Source organism: Chlorobiota bacterium, assembly GCA_016700335.1.
Lineage (GTDB): Bacteria > Bacteroidota > Ignavibacteria > OLB7 > OLB7.
In genome coordinates this window covers 1,283,547-1,300,563 of sequence record CP065014.1, presented here as the reverse complement: position 1 = coordinate 1,300,563, position 17,017 = coordinate 1,283,547, and the positions used below count along the sequence as shown (strand labels likewise).

Annotated in this window: 16 protein-coding genes; 3 read left to right on the top strand and 13 right to left on the bottom strand. The window is 28.2% G+C overall.

What is annotated here, in order from left to right; translation table 11 throughout:
* Nucleotides 1–47 precede the first annotated feature (47 nt).
* From IPP08_05315 to IPP08_05295, 5 genes are all read right to left on the bottom strand, one after another.
* Complete coding sequence (locus tag IPP08_05315; GenBank protein ID QQS67839.1) at nucleotides 48–320, bottom strand: T9SS type A sorting domain-containing protein; 273 nt, start codon at nucleotides 318–320, stop codon at nucleotides 48–50.
* Nucleotides 321–754: 434 nt separating this feature from the next.
* Nucleotides 755–931, bottom strand: a complete 177-nt coding sequence (locus IPP08_05310) for a hypothetical protein (GenBank protein ID QQS67584.1) — start codon at nucleotides 929–931, stop codon at nucleotides 755–757.
* Nucleotides 919–1,275: a hypothetical protein gene (locus IPP08_05305; protein ID QQS67583.1), complete on the bottom strand. Its 357-nt coding sequence runs from the start codon at nucleotides 1,273–1,275 to the stop codon at nucleotides 919–921. Before IPP08_05305 ends, IPP08_05310 begins: the two co-directional genes overlap by 13 nt.
* A 108-nt stretch (nucleotides 1,276–1,383) precedes the next feature.
* Entirely contained in the window at nucleotides 1,384–1,707 is a 324-nt protein-coding gene (locus IPP08_05300; protein ID QQS67582.1) for a hypothetical protein, read from the bottom strand.
* Nucleotides 1,708–1,815: 108 nt separating this feature from the next.
* Nucleotides 1,816–1,980, bottom strand: coding sequence for a hypothetical protein (locus IPP08_05295; GenBank protein ID QQS67581.1), 165 nt, complete (start codon nucleotides 1,978–1,980; stop codon nucleotides 1,816–1,818).
* A 417-nt stretch (nucleotides 1,981–2,397) separates the two neighbouring features.
* Here IPP08_05295 and IPP08_05290 point away from each other — a divergent pair, with 417 nt between their 5' ends.
* Entirely contained in the window at nucleotides 2,398–3,789 is a 1,392-nt protein-coding gene (locus IPP08_05290; GenBank protein ID QQS67580.1) for a hypothetical protein, read from the top strand.
* Between the two features lie 79 nt (nucleotides 3,790–3,868).
* On the opposite strand, the gene IPP08_05285 is transcribed toward IPP08_05290, so the two are convergent.
* From IPP08_05285 to IPP08_05250, 8 genes are all read right to left on the bottom strand, one after another.
* On the bottom strand, nucleotides 3,869–6,994 hold the full coding sequence (locus tag IPP08_05285) for an efflux RND transporter permease subunit (protein ID QQS67579.1): 3,126 nt from the start codon (nucleotides 6,992–6,994) through the stop codon (nucleotides 3,869–3,871).
* A gap of 90 nt (nucleotides 6,995–7,084) precedes the next feature.
* The gene (locus tag IPP08_05280; protein ID QQS67578.1) at nucleotides 7,085–8,134 is read right to left on the bottom strand and encodes an efflux RND transporter periplasmic adaptor subunit; all 1,050 of its coding nucleotides are present in this window, start codon (nucleotides 8,132–8,134) and stop codon (nucleotides 7,085–7,087) included.
* A 139-nt stretch (nucleotides 8,135–8,273) separates the two neighbouring features.
* Entirely contained in the window at nucleotides 8,274–9,626 is a 1,353-nt protein-coding gene (locus IPP08_05275) for a TolC family protein (GenBank protein QQS67577.1), read from the bottom strand.
* A 79-nt stretch (nucleotides 9,627–9,705) separates the two neighbouring features.
* Nucleotides 9,706–10,578, bottom strand: coding sequence for a DUF4249 family protein (locus tag IPP08_05270; protein QQS67576.1), 873 nt, complete (start codon nucleotides 10,576–10,578; stop codon nucleotides 9,706–9,708).
* Between the two features lie 24 nt (nucleotides 10,579–10,602).
* The gene (locus tag IPP08_05265) at nucleotides 10,603–12,867 is read right to left on the bottom strand and encodes a TonB-dependent receptor (GenBank protein ID QQS67575.1); all 2,265 of its coding nucleotides are present in this window, start codon (nucleotides 12,865–12,867) and stop codon (nucleotides 10,603–10,605) included.
* A 125-nt stretch (nucleotides 12,868–12,992) separates the two neighbouring features.
* Entirely contained in the window at nucleotides 12,993–13,181 is a 189-nt protein-coding gene (locus IPP08_05260; protein ID QQS67574.1) for a transposase, read from the bottom strand.
* An 828-nt stretch (nucleotides 13,182–14,009) separates the two neighbouring features.
* Nucleotides 14,010–14,291 (bottom strand): hypothetical protein, encoded by a 282-nt coding sequence (locus IPP08_05255; GenBank protein ID QQS67573.1) that lies wholly within the window; start codon nucleotides 14,289–14,291, stop codon nucleotides 14,010–14,012.
* Nucleotides 14,292–14,348: 57 nt separating this feature from the next.
* A complete protein-coding gene (locus IPP08_05250; protein QQS67572.1) occupies nucleotides 14,349–15,029 on the bottom strand; it encodes a TetR/AcrR family transcriptional regulator in 681 nt (226 codons plus the stop codon).
* 165 nt (nucleotides 15,030–15,194) lie between these two features.
* On the opposite strand from IPP08_05250, the gene hpnC reads away from it, so the two are divergent.
* Both hpnC and IPP08_05240 read left to right on the top strand, forming a co-directional pair.
* A complete protein-coding gene (gene hpnC, locus IPP08_05245) occupies nucleotides 15,195–16,064 on the top strand; it encodes a squalene synthase HpnC (GenBank protein ID QQS67571.1) in 870 nt (289 codons plus the stop codon).
* Nucleotides 16,065–16,100: 36 nt separating this feature from the next.
* Nucleotides 16,101–17,009 carry a squalene/phytoene synthase family protein gene (locus IPP08_05240; protein ID QQS67570.1) on the top strand — a complete coding sequence of 303 codons (909 nt, stop codon included), beginning with the start codon at nucleotides 16,101–16,103 and terminating at the stop codon, nucleotides 17,007–17,009.
* The last annotated feature ends 8 nt before the right edge of the window (nucleotides 17,010–17,017 follow it).

Genomic DNA, 17,017 nt, shown 5'->3' with positions numbered 1-17,017 from the left:
CTCAACTTTATTTATTAAAATCAAAATAAAAATTGATTAATTCACTACTATTTTTTTAATGTTGAACCATTTTTAGTAACAATAATTATAGTATAACATCCTTCAATAAACCCACTTACATCTAGGAGTAAGTTATTCTGATTTACAAATTCTATTGTTTTAATTCTTTTAAAATTAATATCAAATAACGAAACATTTCCAGATTCGTATCCAGAATCAAGTTTTAAACAAACTACTCTTTTTGAAGGGTTCGGGTAAATGTAAGATTTTAATTTGTTATGATTTTGGTCATTTAAACTTGAAATTGGAATTAATTCAATTCAGCAGAATATCCATAAATTCCATTCATATTTGATAAGTATTAATTTTAATTTGACTATCCTATCTTTCACATTCAGTATAATTTTTAAAAATAAATATGTTTAAAAAAATTATTGTAACATACAGCTTAGTATTCACAGCAATTACTTTATTACGTGATATATCAAAAAATCGTAGGTTACGTATATTTGAAGAGTGGAAGCGTTTATCTTGTTTCTGTAATTTTGACAACTATGATAGTTTTAGCCCATAAAAAAAATATTGATTCGAGCAAATAATACCAATTTACTGCTATAGATGATATTACTTCTGTCACTGATAATTGGTCTAATCGCTACGGTTATCTATTTACGTAACCTCAGATTAAGCTCAAGGGGAGAATTAATTGAATTGAAAAGAATAAATTTTTAATCCAGATAAAATTTCCGTTATATTAACGCCTATAACTAAGGTAGATACTATCATACCTTTGCCTTGTGCAAGCAGAAATTATTGAATCTGAAATTATAGTGAATGTAATAACTCCGTTACTCTCCATAATACTATTATCTTGAATATCAAATTTTTCAATTAATACTTTACCATCCTTATTTAACTTTAGGTATAACATGTTGGGAATGAAGTGTTTAAAGGTCCAAAAGGGCTTACTAGTCCAGCAATATTTATATCACCATTACTAGTTGCTCTTACATCTTGTAACTCTATTTGAGTTAATGAATCACCTACATTTACAATCCAATCTGTTGGTTTAACATTACTATTTAATGAAATAACAAAAGATCTATATCCTGTTTTTTTAACCCAAATTATTTGTTCATTAATGTTTAATTTTACAATACCAACAAAAAGAATATAAAAATCTTTTTCCTCAAATTTATTGCTCCATTTAATATTTACTTCTTGAGCAAAAAGTATTACTGGAGTTAACAAATATATAATCAGTATAAATTTCATGAAATTATTAATTTGAATTTATTTACAGAATTGGTGCCAATCGGTTTTAAAATTATTAGTATTAAAGTCTGGAAACATATCAACTAATTCATCACAGTTATAAAGTGATTAAGTTTCTATACATGTTTCACCACCTAAAGTTGATTCTTCATCTATAATTTCTTGAGAATTAGTTTGTTTATTAAAGCAAATTTTTCTTTTGAATACACAACAACCACCATTAAAATTGCATTCTTTTGGACTAATAACTAACTTATAATTGTTAGGATTTTTAAAATTATAATAAACACAATTAAAATAACAATTGTAAACTCTTGAGGTATATAGATGTTGGTAGTTTGGGCATTCCATTAAGTATTTTAAAGATGTTGGGAGAGCATTATATTGTTGATAAAATATAATACAAGCCAATTCCTTAACTGAGAGCCGCATATATGCGTCAATTAAAATATTGAAATTTGAATTTGAAGGATGTTTTAAAATAGAAGAATCACATTAGTTACATTTACTTAAATCTAATAATAAAATTTTGAACTTTCTTCATGTTAATGGGCAATCTTTAAATCGATAATTTACACCTAATGTACAGAGTTGATTTGGGCAATCTAAAATTGGAACTGGAAATTCTATTGAAATAAGGTTAGACAATGGGTTTATACAAGTAGTATCTTCTAAACATTGTGAGGTTGCATTTTTAACTAACATAATAAAATTAATGCTAATTATAAAAAATAAAAAAATTAATTTGCGATTTGCGATTTGCGATTTGCGATTTGCGATTTGCGATTTGCGATTTGCGATTTGCGATTTGCGATTTGCGATTTGCGATTTGCGATTTGCGATTTGCGATTTGCGATTTGTTACTAATTTAGTATTATTAAAGATACTTGCTACAATAATCTCATTAGAACAAATTGAATTTTTCATTTGTTTTAAAAATTTAATTATATAAAATAAATATGATAAAGAATCGAACTAAATTCAAATCTACAATACTTGAATTTTAATGGTTTATTATACTATTTTTATGATTTAACATATAATATTTTATTAACATAAGTTCTTTTAAACACTTATTTTAAAGATTGCAAAACTCCTTTAACACATATTTTTAAATTATATATGAACAAAATAATTACAACAATTCTTTTTTCTTTTATTATTATTAGTTTAAGTTTTGCTCAAGAGCCTAAAAATATTGATAATGATTTTGGCCAAATAACTCATCAAAGTCTAATTTTAAAATTAAAAGAGGACTCTACAAAAATAGAATTCATAAAAAATTATATTAGTGATTTTAATCAGAAGAAAAATTTCATAGTTGAAGATAGTTGTCCAAAATATATTATCCCAGTTGTTTTTCATGTTTATGGAATTGAAGACCCAAAAGGAACAGTTATGCAGAACGGATCTCCTGTAAATATTGAAGTTTTAAAATCTGCATTACTTGAAACAAATAAAGATTTTAATGGATTAAATACTGATTTTTATTCTGTTCATGATTCATTCAAATTAAAAAGAGGTGTATTAAAAATAGAATTCAGACTTGCTCAAATAGATCCATTCGGAAAACCAACAAATGGAATGGTTATTCATGAAAAAGAAGCTAGTTATGCTAAAAATAATACCTCAAATACAATTCCAGAAGTTGTTGAAGATGCTTGGGATAATTTTAAGTATGTTAATATTTATATACAGAAAGATTGGAGTGGTCAAGGTATAACAAATTTATCAGGAATTGCTTGGCCTCCAGATTTATCTATGTCTCAAGCTAAAATGGCTAGAATATGTTATAATGGAAGATATTTAGGTAAGAATTGCAATTTACCTTCTAATGGAAGTAATATGGATTTCACTGGAGTTTTTACACATGAATTTGGTCACTTTTTAGATTTAGGACATTTATTTAAAGATAATTTATGTTATAATACCGAAGATATTGATATTGATGGGGTCCAAGATACACCAAATGGTTTTAATGGTGAAGGATGCCATAGTCCAACAAATCCAGGATTCCCAAATTGTCCTTTTCCTCCTGCTAAAGGAATGCCACAAGGTAGTTTACCTACAAATTCATTATGTAATTCTGAGAATTATATGACTTATAATGGTTGCTACAAAATGTTTACCTATGGTCAAATTGGAAAAATGATAAAAGCATTGAACCACCCTTCAAGGATTACTCTTTGGGAGGATTCTAATGTTAAAGCAACTGGTGTAAATTGTGATAATACTAATAGTATAATTGAAAACAAATCAAATCAAAATGTTTTTTCATTGAAGCAAAATCCAATTGTAAATAATCAATTAACTATATATGGCAAATGTAGTAATGATAATTATAAAATTTCTATAACAAATGATTTTGGGGTACAAGTTTATATAAACGAAGTTGAAGTAATTTCTAGAGAATTAAATGAAACCATTTCATTAAAAAGTATTGATAAAGGATTGTTTTTTATTACAATTAAATCATCAAATTTTGAAAGAACATTAAAACTTATAAGTCTTTAAAAAGTATTTTTAAATAATAAAAAAGTGCAATGTTAAAATTAATTGCACTTTTAAAGGTAAATAATTTGTATAAAATATTTTAAGCAGTTAGTTTTTTACTAGTTATTTTTCTATACAACAATAGAGTTTTTTGTATCATAGTTTCAAGTGTAAAATAGACAACTGGAACAAGAACTAAAGTCAAGATTAGTGAACTTGTTAAGCCTCCAATCAAAGCCCAAGCTAAACCACTCTTCCATTCAGCACCAGAACTATGACTTAGGGCAATAGGTAACATTCCAATAACCATAGATAAGGTTGTCATTAAAATAGGTCTTAATCTTTCCCTACCAGCTTCAATTAAAGCTGGGATAATTTCTTTCCCTTCCTGCCTTGAAACATTTGTAAAATCAACTAATAAAATGGCATTCTTAGCAACTAATCCAATCATCATAATCATACCAAGAATAGAGAATATATTCAAGGTTTTCATAGTTAAAGCAAGAGCTAATAAAGCTCCAATCAATGCAACAGGTATTGAAAATAATACAACGAAAGGATTTGTATAAGAATCATATAACCCTACCATTACTAAATAAACAAATATTATTGCAGCAAGCAATGCAATTCCCATACTAGAGAATCCTTCGGCTTGATTTTTCAAGTCTCCCTGAGGTGAAATTGTTACATCACCAGGCAATTTTGTTTTATCTAATACAGCTTTTGCTTCCTGCCAAATCGTACCTGATGGTTTGCCAACAGCTTGAGATAGTACTGAAATTGTAGGGTTTCTTTCTCTTCTTTGTAATTTTGTTGGTCCTGTAGATCTACCAATTGAAGCAAATTGACGGAGCTCAACTTGTTGCCCAAACTTATTCATAAAAGATAATTTTCCAACATCTTGAGTACTATTTCTATTGAATTTATCTAATCGAATTCTAATATCATACTCATTATCACCAGGTCTGAATTTTGCTTCATCATCACCATTTAATGCTATTCTAAGTGCACCACCAACTTCCGCAATTGATAACCCAAATTGAGCCATTTTATTGCGATCAATGTTAATTTTGGTTTCTGGTTTTCCATCCTCACTAGATAATCTTACATCTCCACTCCCTTTTGTATTTCTTAAAATATTAGCTAACATATTTGCTCCTAATCTAACACTATCCATATTAGTACCTAAAACTGCAACTTGAATTGGAGTTTGGTTAGCCGTTCCAAAAATTCCAATAGGATTTACACGAACTTTAACTCCAGGAATTGTAGATAACATTTGCTTTATATCTCGAGCAACATCATCAGTTGATTTTAATCTAGATTCTTTCGGAACTAATGCCACATTCAAGTCTGAGATATTATTGGCTGATTGTCCAAAAAATCCTTCTGCTGAAGTTCCTACTGAAACAAAAACTTTATTTACTTCCTTCATTTTATAAAGTAATTGTTCAACTTGATTTACAACAATGTTATTTTGTTCTACTGTTGCACCAGATGCAAGCTCAATTCCAACTGAAAATTCACCTCTATCAGATTGAGTGATAAATTCACCTCCAATAAAGCCAAATTTTACAAGCATAAATGAACTTAAAAATAATACTAAAATCAATATCATTACTGTTATCCTCTGAAACCAACCTTTTAGACACCAGTTTAAAACTTCACTATAAATATTTACTATTTTATTAAACAAGCTTTCAAAAAACAGACCGAATCTACCGCTTATTGTTTTTTTAGATAAATGAACTAACTTTGTAAATCTTGAAGCTAATAAAGGTGTAATTGTAAACGATACAAACAAACTCATTAAAGTAGAGAATACAACAACTAATGCAAACTCTCTTAATATATTTCCTATCAAACCGCCAACTAAAGCCAAAGGTAAAAACACAACCACATCAACCAAAGTAATTGAAAGAGCAGCAAACCCAATCTCATTTCTTCCAATTAATGCTGCAGTTCTTTGATCATCACCCATTTCCAACCTTCTATAAATATTCTCTAAAACTACAATTGAATCATCAACTAAAATACCTACTACTAAAGACATACCTAACAAAGTCATTAAATTCAGACTCATATTAAATACATACATAGCAATGAAAGTTGAAATTAAAGAAGCAGGAATTGCAACCATAACAATTAATGAATTCCTCATTGAATGAAGGAAAACGAACATTACAAAAGCTACTAATACAATAGCTAGAAGCAAATCTAACTTAACAGAATTGGCTGCATCAATGGTAAATAATGACCCATCTTGAGCGATATCAAATTTTAAATTGATATTAGAAAACTCTAATTCTATTTTCTTGATTTCATCTCGAGCTAGCTTGCTGACATCAATTGAATTTGCATCTGATTGCTTTTGAATTAATAATCCAACTGAAGGTTTTCCATTTATTCTATTTAATGTTGTAATATCTTTAACTGCATCTTGAACCTCAGCAACTTCTTTTAATGTTATGTCTCCACCTGTTTTTGATTTACCAACAATCAAATTACTAATTTCGTTTAAAGAAGCAAATTTCCCTGCTAACCTGACAGTGAACTGACCATCAACATCTTTTATATTACCTGTTGGAAAGTCTAAGTTCGAAGCTTTAACAGCCTGAGAAATTTGAAATATAGAAAGACCATAACCTTTTAACCTATCAGCATCTATGTTGATTTTTATTTCTCTCTCTTCTAATCCTTGTAAAGTTATTTGTGAAATACCATCAATTTTTGAGAACCTTGGTTTTATTTTATCTTTTAAAAATTGACTAAATTCAACAGAAGACATTGAAGAAGTTACACCAATTCTTAGAATAGGAATTTCATCTAGTGCAATTTTTGAAAGTACTGGTGCTTTAGATACATTTGGTAATAATCCAATAATTTGTCCAACTTTTCTTTGTGCTTCTTGAAGTACCAAATCTATTTTTGCAGATTGTTGAAACTCCATTAAAACTATTGATACACCTTCTTGAGATGTTGAAGTAACAGATGATATTTTATCAATTCCAGAAACAGCATCCTCAACAATTTTTGTTACTGATGATTCAACTTCACTTGGAGCAGCACCAGGATAAACTGTAAATATTGTGATAACTGGTGGTGATATTTTTGGTAATAACTCATATTTTAATTGAGAAAAGGAGAATAAACCAAGTACCCCAAGTACTGCAAATATTACTACAACCATTGAAGGCCTTTTAATTGCTAATTCAGTAAGTGTCATTAATATTTTTTAAAAGTAATTATTTTATAAAATGAGAAATTTGATAATCATGGAATTATTTAAATTTGATAATCATGGAATTATTTAAATTTAATTTTGTACATTTACTTTAACTCCATCAATCAGATTGTTTTGTCCATTTAACACAATTACATCACCTTCAGAAAGTCCAGACTTAATGACAAGTTTAGTATTAGTTCCATCATCAACAATAATATTTTTCAATTCAACTTTATCATTTTTTAAAACATATACTTGAGGTGATTTTATACTCCCAATAATTGCTTCACGAGGTACAACTAGTGAAACTTTGCTTGGTATTGATGAAAAAATAATTTTAGCAAACATTCCTGCTTTAAATCTTGAACCAACATTTGATAGTTCAATCTCAATTGGAAAATTATGAGCTTCATCACCTTTTGAAGCAATTAATTTAACATATCCATTAAATTTTTCATTTGGATATACATCAGTAGTAACTTGAACTCTATCCCCTTTATGAATTTTAAATGCATCTTGTTCTGGAATACTAACTTTCACTTTTAATTTTGAAATATCAGTAATTATTGCAACTGGAGAACCTGGTCCAAGTGTAGATCCTTTCTCAATAAATTTCATTGTTATAACCCCACTAATTGGTGATGTTATCTTAGTATCTCTGAATAGCCTTTGAGCAATCTTTAACTGAGTTTCTGCACCTTTAACTCCAACTTCTACTAACTCAGATTGAGATTGAGCAACAGCAGAAGCTTGAAATAACGTATCAATTCTAGTTTGATCTTTCTTAGCTTTTTCAAGATTAATTAAAGCAATATCTACTGCGGTTTTACGTAACTCATCATCAACTTTTGCTAACAATTGTCCAGTTGAAACTCTAGATCCATTTTCAAAGTTAACCATCATAACTCTACCTGATGTTTCAGATGATAACTGTACTTCTTTGTTTGGAATAACTGTACCAATTGATGAAACTTCGGTAACTATCTCTTCTTTTTTAATAGCAATTGTTGTTACTGTTGGCACTGTAAACACTTCACTTTTTTGTACTTTATTTTGAGCTTCCTCTTTGTTATGTTTTAATTTTGTAAATATCCAAAATCCACCCAATAATACCAAAATTAGACCTATTACTTTTTTCATATACTTTATTTTATATTACAGGAATTCTTGTTAATTTTTTTTTTTATTTTTTTCAACAACAGAATAAACTTATAGTCTTTTAAAATTTTCATAAAATATTTATAACTTTACAAGTTTAAATATGAATGCTTTATAAATACTAATTTTTCACTTTAAGGTTATTATTTTCATACATAATATTAAATCCAAATAATGATTCATATTCAGTTAATGAAATGTTATAATCATAAATAGCATTTAATCTTAATAACTTAGATTGTGAAAGTGCTAAATCTGCATCACTAACTTGTAATTGTGTAGCTGCTCCAGCTTTATAGCTCGCATTAGCAATTTTATATCCTTTTTCTGCTAACATGATTGTATTTTCTGAAGCCATAACTCTTTCCTTTGCACTTTCCATTCTTCTTAAAGCTAATTTAGTTTGGGTAGAAAAACTATTTAAAGCATTATTATATTGAATTTTATTTTTTTCTATTTCTATTTTTTGAATCTCTATAGTATCATTTGTTCTACCACCGTTAAATATATTCCAAGTTGCATTTAAACCAACAAACGAAGTAGGCTTTAATGAAAATTCAGAAAAACCATCAAATTGAGTTTGTAACTGATATGTTCCAAATGCTGCAACTGTTGGTAAATAATCTGACTTTTTAATATCAATAAATTTCTCGTTTAAAGATTGAATAATTTTTAGAGTTTGCAATTGTGGATTTCCTATTTCCAAATTTTTTCTAACTAATTCATTGTTCCCAGTAATTGACTCATCATTTTTTGGTATTTGCCAAATTGTATCTTTAACATCAATCTGTTCATTTTCTGGAATACCCATAATTAACTTTAATCCATCTAAAGCATTTTTATAATTGTCAGTTGCATTCGTTACTAGTGGCAGTTGGTTATCAGCTTGTACTCGTGATCTAATAGCATCAATTTCTGGTCTTAAGCCTTTCTCAAAAAGCAATTTGGAAATGTTTGCAGACTCTTCAAGATTGTTCAAAGACTGTTTTTGTACTACCAAAACTTCACGTAAGAACATTGCACTCAGATAACTTTTTTTGATATTTAAAATTGTTTGTGTACCTTCATTTAACACTTGCTTTTGAGATAATACTGCATACTCTTTTGCTAATTCAGGAGCTTTAAATGCTGCACTATTAAATACAATTTGACTTATTGTAACATCTGAACTTAAACTATTGTCAGATCCTATTTTTATAGGAGTTGCAATACCAGTCTGTTGATTTGGAAAAAAAATTATTTGCTTTTGAAAATTTCTAATATACTTTGAGTTAACATCAATTTTTGGTAAAGTTGATGTGTAAGCAAAATCAATTTGTTTATTAGCAGTCTCAACACCTAAAATAGCATTTTTGATTGATAGATTGTTACTTAAAGCTAAATCAATTGATTCTTTTAAAGTGTATGATTTAACTTGTGCAAAAACAAAATTTTGAGTAAAAAGCAATGTAACTATTATTAAGAATTTATTCATATAATTTTCTAAATACTTAAATTTTAAAGTATATTATTTTAATTGGAATAGTTTGAATTTTAGTTAAAAGCAAAAAATTTTAAGGTTGATTCTTCTTTACAAAACATTCTTTAGATAAAACATACATTGATCCAAACACACCTAAACCTCCCTTTATATTACTCAATGTTGGTTGACTTTCAGGATTCTGTCCAGACCATTGAGTCTGCTTTAACCAGTTGATTATATTATTATCGCAAGCGATTATTTTTAACTCATACTTTCCATACCATTTAAAAATATACCATGAAAGTGGTGATTTGTTTGTATTTATAAATCCCCATCTAGAATAATCATATTCAAACCTAGTGTCATTAAACTTAGTTGTAATTCTCCTATTTAGTTCAATAGTAGAATTAGGTAAATATTTTCCATAATTTAAAGTATCTAAACATTTACCCTCAATAATCATTTCTTTTATGTCTGTAGGTCTAGTCCATTCAATTGCAAATGAATCTGGAGCTGGTAGATTAATTGTATCTTTTGGGAACTGATATTCTTCAAAAGGAGCTTTTACCCAGTTAATACTATTAGGTGCAGTAGTTTGGGAAGTTATAATTTTACCGGACTTTGTTTTTATCTCAAGTTTGTAAGTTACACCAGATGTAACTTTTAATGTAGTATCATTATAAAAATATTCACCAACATCTTGGTTTTCTCTGTAATTTAATTTTATTGGTTTATTCTCTACATATATAACAACTTCAGCATCTGAAACAGCACTATTCTTATATTTAAAAGTATCTGTTACAGATTGTGAAACCATTAACTTAATATTATTAATTGGATCTCCAACTTTTAAATATCCTTCAACAACATATTGAGGATCATAATCAAAAGTAGGTGCATCTTGACATGAAATAAAACTAAAAAGAGATAAAATAATTATTGATTTTAAAAAAGATTTATTCATTATAAAGTTATAAATATTAAATAATTAAAATTTTACTTCAACCGAAATAGTTGGAATAATAGGTAATAAAAGTACATCAGTCACTTCAACAATTTTTTTAGATACATCATAATATCTAAACCAAATATCACGCCTTGAGTAAACATTATAAACATCGATTAACATTTTTAGAGGTAAACCAAAAATAGATGTATTGTAAGTTGCATTTAAATTTAGTTGGTGAGATGAAGGGAGTCTCAATCCATATCTTTCAGCAGGAACTGTAATCCCAATACCTGAATTTTGACCTGGTAATCTTGCTTCATATCTTGAAGTAACACCGGTATAAGATTGACCAGTTTGATAAGTAAAAGATCCTCCTAAATCCCATCGATCATTAATTTTATATTGTCCAACAATTTTAAGATCATGCCTTCTGTCATATTTTGGTCTGAATTCTTTACCATTATTAATACTATCAAATTTTGCATTTACAAAACCCAATGAGTACCCAACCCACCCTGTTAAATCACCAGCTTTTTTCTGTAAAAAAAGTTCTAACCCATACGAATTTCCATTACCAGTATAAAATGCATCAGAAACAGATTTGGATGTAGTTGTGTATTGGTTTATCTCACTTATATTTTCAAGAGTTTTATAATACATATCAACATTAAAGTTGAATCCTTCAAATGGTTGTGTTTCAATACTCAAGTTGTAATGATTTGAAAAGCCAGGGAGAACAGTTGTATCTGTGGGTAGCCAAGTATCAAAAAAAGAAAAATCTGGTAATGAAGCAAGCTTCAAATATTGAGTATACCTACCAACTGCCGCTTTTAATATAACATCTTCATTTAATTGATACCTTGCTGCAATACGTGGATCAATGTAATTTGTATTTGGCAAAGTATAATGATATCCATGAGCTCCAACTTGAAATCCTAATAAATCATTAACTTGATAATTTGCCTGTAAATAACCTGAGAAAACATCATCAGGTAATGTGAAATTTGTACCTCCAGCTCCGTTAACTTGACCATCCTTTGGTAATGAATCTAATTTCCCAGTAAAATTTTGGAGATATTTGAAAACATAATGTGTATAATCTAAACCTGTTTTAATTGTTAAATCATTGCTTGTAAACCATTCTAAATTTAATTTTGATGTATAATCAGTAATAGAGTTTTCTATTTGAAAAGCAAATCCAGCATTATCAACATCAAAACCAGTTTTATATTTACTAACCGATAAATTAAGAACAGAAAATAAATTATCACCAAATATATGATTCCATCTAACTGCACCTGCTTTATTTGAAATTCCTAAATTAAATTTCAGACCACCTCCCCCAAAATTAAGGTTATCAGCACTTAAATATCCTGAAGTAAAAACTTTATCATTATCTGAAAGATCTTGGGTTATCTTTCCATTTGCATCCCAAAAATTAAAAGATGGTAATGGGTTTAAAGAATCTTCAGGTAGTAAACTCAAAAGTAAATCAAGGTAAGTTCTTCTACCACCCAAAAACCAAGAACCATTACCAATAGGACCTTGCAAAGAAGCTTTTGATGATATAATGCCTAAAGTGGCAGTTCCTTCAACTGAATCTCTATTTCCATCCTTTTGTGTTAAATTTAGTACTGCAGACATTCTTCCACCATATTCTGCAGGAAAACCACCTTTAATTAATTCAACATCTTTAATTGCTTCTGGATTAAATGAAGAATAAAAACCTAATAAATGTGAAGGATTATAAACAGTAGAACCATCTATTAAAACTAAATTTTGGTCAGGAGAACCACCCCTAATATATAAACCACTAGAGATTTGAGAAGATGTTAAAACGCCTGGAAGATATTGTAATGCTCTAAATATATCTGCTTCACCACCAATTCTAATTTGTGATAGTTGACCAATAGGAATATCAACCTTACTTACATTAATCTGTCTTTTTTCAATTTCCCTTTCAGCTGTTACAACAATTTCTTTACCTGAAATAGTTTTGTTTTTTAATTCAAAATCTTTTTTAATGGATTCATCCTCTTTGAAAAACATTTCAGATTCTAATTTTTGATACCCTATATATGATATTACAATAGTTTGTTTTCCACTTGGAATATTCTTTAAAGAGTAATAACCACTTTTGTTAGTTAGTGTCCCAATCTTTGTTCCTTTAACAGTTAGAGTTACATTGATTAATGGCTCTTTACTTCCTTGTTCTAAAACATAACCGTTTAATGTACAGTTTTGAGAATGGAGTAAATTTAAAGTAAAAAAGAAAATTAAAATTGTTTTCAGAAATTTTAGCATTTTGACTCGTCCTAAAAAAAGTTTACAGTTTAATTAATTAATCCTACTATTAGTTTACAGTTTCTATTTAGTCCTGAACTGTGTTTACAAATGTAGTTTTTTTTCGATAATAGTTTTTCCATAATCTATCGGTTTTTTGTTTTTGAATGATGTATATTATTTGGTGTATGGTTTCCAATACTCATATGTGGTCTTTCATTGTTATACAAATCTACTACAGCTTTAAGTAATTCCTTAGCATCATTTAAGTTATCAATATTATAAGTTTCTAAATACTCATCTTTGATGATTCCATTTACGTTCTGCCACTGCATTTTCTAATGGATCGCCTTTTTCTGTCATACTAATATTGATATTATTATCTTTCAATAGCTTTACATAAGCATTGCTACATATGTATACCTCTATCGCTATGATGAATGAGTTACTTACTGGATAGGTGTGCTGCAAATGGCTCTCTGCCCAAGCCAGAGAGGCCATTTGCAATGTGAATACTTTCTATCGCTTCCATAGTTTCCAGCTACTTGATAGCCTACTATCTTATGTGAATATGCATCAGTAATAAAACTGATGTAAAGATGCTCTCAGTATCTATTTTCCAATAAGTGATATCACTTACCCAAAGTTGGTTGATTTTAGTTGGTACAAACTCACGTACAGATTAGGATATTTTCTTAACCAATGATATGAATTCGTAGTTTGTATTCTACGTTTACGTTTTCTTACTAATAAATGATTAGCCGAAAGCATATTAAATAGTGCATCTCTGCCTATTTTTATTTGATGTTCAAGAATAAATGGTTGTAATAATTCATATAGTTTTCGTGTTCCCATTCTACGATGATTTTTACGAATTTCTTTTACTTGATGTATAATCAAATCTTCTTCTAGGTAGAAGATATTCCTTCCCAATTGTTCTGATAATAAGCCTGTCTAGTAATACCAAACCATCCACATAACTTGGCTAATCCTATGTGAAAAATTATTTTTCATTACTTCTATGGTTTGGTATTGAGCTTTTCTAATCGGTATATTAAACTCTTTTCTGCAATATCTACCATAGTAGAAAATGCAATTGCCTTTAGTTCGGCATCCTTTAACTGCTTTTCCAAATCAGCAATTCGTTTTTTAATTGAAGATTTTCAAAAGATCATCTTCAATTTTAATCTCCTTATCTGGTTTTGATTTCTAGTTACCATGAGATAATTATTTGATACAATATTAGGCCTTCTTGTTTTAATTCCAACATTATATCCTAGTTGACGCATCCAGCGCAGTAGTTGACCATGTTCTTCTATATCTCCAGTATATTTTTCCCAAATTTCAACTTTAGTACAGCCAGTCGCAATTAACTCTTGAATGATTTGATGTCTTTCTTCTAAGGTATAATACTTACCTGCTTTTTGAATGATTTTTTTGTCCATTTTTACACTTTTTAGTGTAAACCTATTTCAGGACAAGACATTTTTAATTGTTGTGAATTAATTATTGATTCCATTAAAGAAAATTTGCAAAATACTTTTTGAAGCTTTATCAACTTCAAAATCTAAATCAGTTAATTTTAAATTTGCAACTATAAATTCTGGATCACAATTTGTAATTAACTTATCTGTAAAGTTAAACATGCAATGAAAAATTCGATATATTTGCATACTAAATAGCAGATGAATCAAAGTTGTAGCTAAAACTAAGGGTTCAATTTCGTTTGTAATTCGCTTTTTACTTTGTTCATCAATGATTAAAGAACTTAACTTTGATGTTAGTTCATATGCAGATTTTATTATTGGGTTTTCTTTATGAATATGATGTGATTCTCTCATTAATAAATGTACATCAATTGGTGAATCAAAAAAATATTTAAGTGATCCTTTAACAAATTTTTCAATTTTAATTTGGAATGTATCTGAATCATTTTTAAAAGAAGTTTCTGAAACTAAATTCATTTTAATACGAATATCCTCAAGAACTGCATAAAACAAAGCTTCTTTACTTTCAAAATAATTATATAAAGTTCCTTTTCCAAACTCAGAACTTTGAGCTACATCATCTAATGTTGTTGCATGATAACCTTTTATAGCAAAAATCCTTTTTGCTATGTTAATTATATATTCAGATCTTGCTTTGTTTTCTTTTTCTTTTCTTGAAATTATTATTTCTTCCATCTTAGTTAAATATATAAATAAAATAATAAATGACTACTTAGTCAAATATATTACTTATAGTTTATTAATAATAATATACAGTATTTATTTTGACTTGTTGGTATGACGAGATATTATTAATTTTATTGTTTTAGAAATATAGTATATCTGTATTTTACATCAATTATGATTAAAGATTACAAAATTTACACCACCGATGAAGCATTTAGTTATTGTAGTCAAATTGCTAAATCAAATTATGAGAATTTTCCAGTAGGATCAGTAATTATACCTAAAAAAATAAGACATCATTTTCATAGCATATATGCATTTGCAAGGCTTGCAGATGATTTTGCAGATGAAACAGGATTGTTAGAAGAAGAAAGAATTATACTTTTAGATGACTGGTCAGACAAACTTGATAAGGTTTATTTAGGTGAAGCAGAACATCCAATTTTTGTAGCTTTACTTCAAACTATAAAAGAGAAAAATATCCCTAAATTACTTTTTCAAGATTTACTTAGAGCTTTTAAACTTGACGTTTATAATAAAGGATTTAATGCAACAACCGATTTAATAGTTTATTGTGCATACTCTGCAAACCCTATAGGACGGTTAATACTTTACTTATATGATTTAGCTTCAGATGAAAGATGTGAGTTATCTGATAAATTATGTACAGGATTACAATTAGCAAATTTTTGGCAAGATGTTTCTGAAGATATACCTCGTAATAGAATCAATGTACCAATTGAGAGTATTAATTTTTTTGGTTATAGTTTAAAAGAACTTAAAAGCCTTGAGTTTAATAACAAATTTAGAGAAGTTATGGAATACCACACCGACCATGCAATTAATATGTTGAATCAAGGATTTGAGTTAATTGAAATGATTCCAAATAAACAGTTAAGAATCGAATTATTGTTAACATTTTTTGGAGGGATGGAAATATTATTGAAAATTAAATCAATGGATTTTAATGTTTTGAATTTTAGACCAAAAATTACAACTTTAGACAAAATAAAAATTCTATTTAAGTCACTCAAATACTCTTAATAAAGAAAATTATATCTTTATATTTGCTAAATAATAATGACTTCTAACATTCAAGATATCGTTCTAACTTTCCCAGAGCCATCGAAACAAAATACTAGCTTTAAGTATTCGTTTTCAGTAATGCCATCAGAGGAAAGATTAGCATTAAACAAAATACATAATTTTTGTCGGTATGCTGACGATATTGTTGATGAAGCACCTGTTTTAAGTTCTTCTACTAAATTAGACGAGGTGCTTATTAAAAGGAAGTTGCTAGGAATGCTTAGAGAAGAAGTAGATAAATGTTATTTGGGCACAACAATACATCCTGTTCTTAAACCACTGATTGAAATTGTTGTTAGGTTTAGAATTCCTAAACAATATTTTATGATATTGATTGATGGTGTTGAAATGGATTTAAAAAGAAATCGTTATGAAAATTTCAGTGAATTAAAAGATTATTGTTTTGGAGTTGCTTCAATTGTTGGATTAATGTGTTTAGAAATTTTCGGATATAAATATGAGGAAACAAAAGAGTATGCTATCAATTTAGGTATTGCTCTACAATTAACCAATATCATTAGAGATGTTGCAATAGATGCTAAGTTGGGAAGAATTTATATTCCTAAAGAAGATTTAACTTTATATGATTATTCTGAGAAAGATCTTTTTTCAGGATTATATAATGTTAAATTTGTTGAGTTAATGAGGTTTCAAGCTAGACGTGCTAGAGAATATTATGGTAAAGCTCGAGCTGCATTACATTCAGATGAAAGAAATTCTGTTTTTGCTGCAGAAATTATGGATGCTATATATTATAGATTGTTAGAAAAAATTGAATTAAGAGAATTTAATGTTTTTACAAACAATAGAATTTCTGTTAGAACTTCACACAAAATTTGGATTGCCGCTAAATTATGGATTGTAACTAAATTATTAACTAATAGGAAGACATTGAAATCCTAATTATACTT

Bases quoted from the DNA above. Each gene is read 5' to 3' on its own strand.
- IPP08_05265 (QQS67575.1), bottom strand. From the start codon at position 12,867: ATGCTAAAATTTCTGAAAACAATTTTAATTTTCTTTTTTACTTTAAAT.
- IPP08_05285 (QQS67579.1), bottom strand. From the start codon at position 6,994: ATGACACTTACTGAATTAGCAATTAAAAGGCCTTCAATGGTTGTAGTA.
- IPP08_05295 (QQS67581.1), bottom strand. From the start codon at position 1,980: ATGTTAGTTAAAAATGCAACCTCACAATGTTTAGAAGATACTACTTGT.
- IPP08_05270 (QQS67576.1), bottom strand. From the start codon at position 10,578: ATGAATAAATCTTTTTTAAAATCAATAATTATTTTATCTCTTTTTAGT.
- IPP08_05280 (QQS67578.1), bottom strand. From the start codon at position 8,134: ATGAAAAAAGTAATAGGTCTAATTTTGGTATTATTGGGTGGATTTTGG.
- IPP08_05260 (QQS67574.1), bottom strand. From the start codon at position 13,181: ATGCAGTGGCAGAACGTAAATGGAATCATCAAAGATGAGTATTTAGAA.
- IPP08_05240 (QQS67570.1), top strand. From the start codon at position 16,101: ATGACTTCTAACATTCAAGATATCGTTCTAACTTTCCCAGAGCCATCG.
- IPP08_05305 (QQS67583.1), bottom strand. From the start codon at position 1,275: ATGAAATTTATACTGATTATATATTTGTTAACTCCAGTAATACTTTTT.
- IPP08_05275 (QQS67577.1), bottom strand. From the start codon at position 9,626: ATGAATAAATTCTTAATAATAGTTACATTGCTTTTTACTCAAAATTTT.
- IPP08_05250 (QQS67572.1), bottom strand. From the start codon at position 15,029: ATGGAAGAAATAATAATTTCAAGAAAAGAAAAAGAAAACAAAGCAAGA.
- IPP08_05300 (QQS67582.1), bottom strand. From the start codon at position 1,707: ATGCGGCTCTCAGTTAAGGAATTGGCTTGTATTATATTTTATCAACAA.
- hpnC (QQS67571.1), top strand. From the start codon at position 15,195: ATGATTAAAGATTACAAAATTTACACCACCGATGAAGCATTTAGTTAT.
- IPP08_05310 (QQS67584.1), bottom strand. From the start codon at position 931: ATGTTATACCTAAAGTTAAATAAGGATGGTAAAGTATTAATTGAAAAA.
- IPP08_05290 (QQS67580.1), top strand. From the start codon at position 2,398: ATGAACAAAATAATTACAACAATTCTTTTTTCTTTTATTATTATTAGT.
- IPP08_05255 (QQS67573.1), bottom strand. From the start codon at position 14,291: ATGGACAAAAAAATCATTCAAAAAGCAGGTAAGTATTATACCTTAGAA.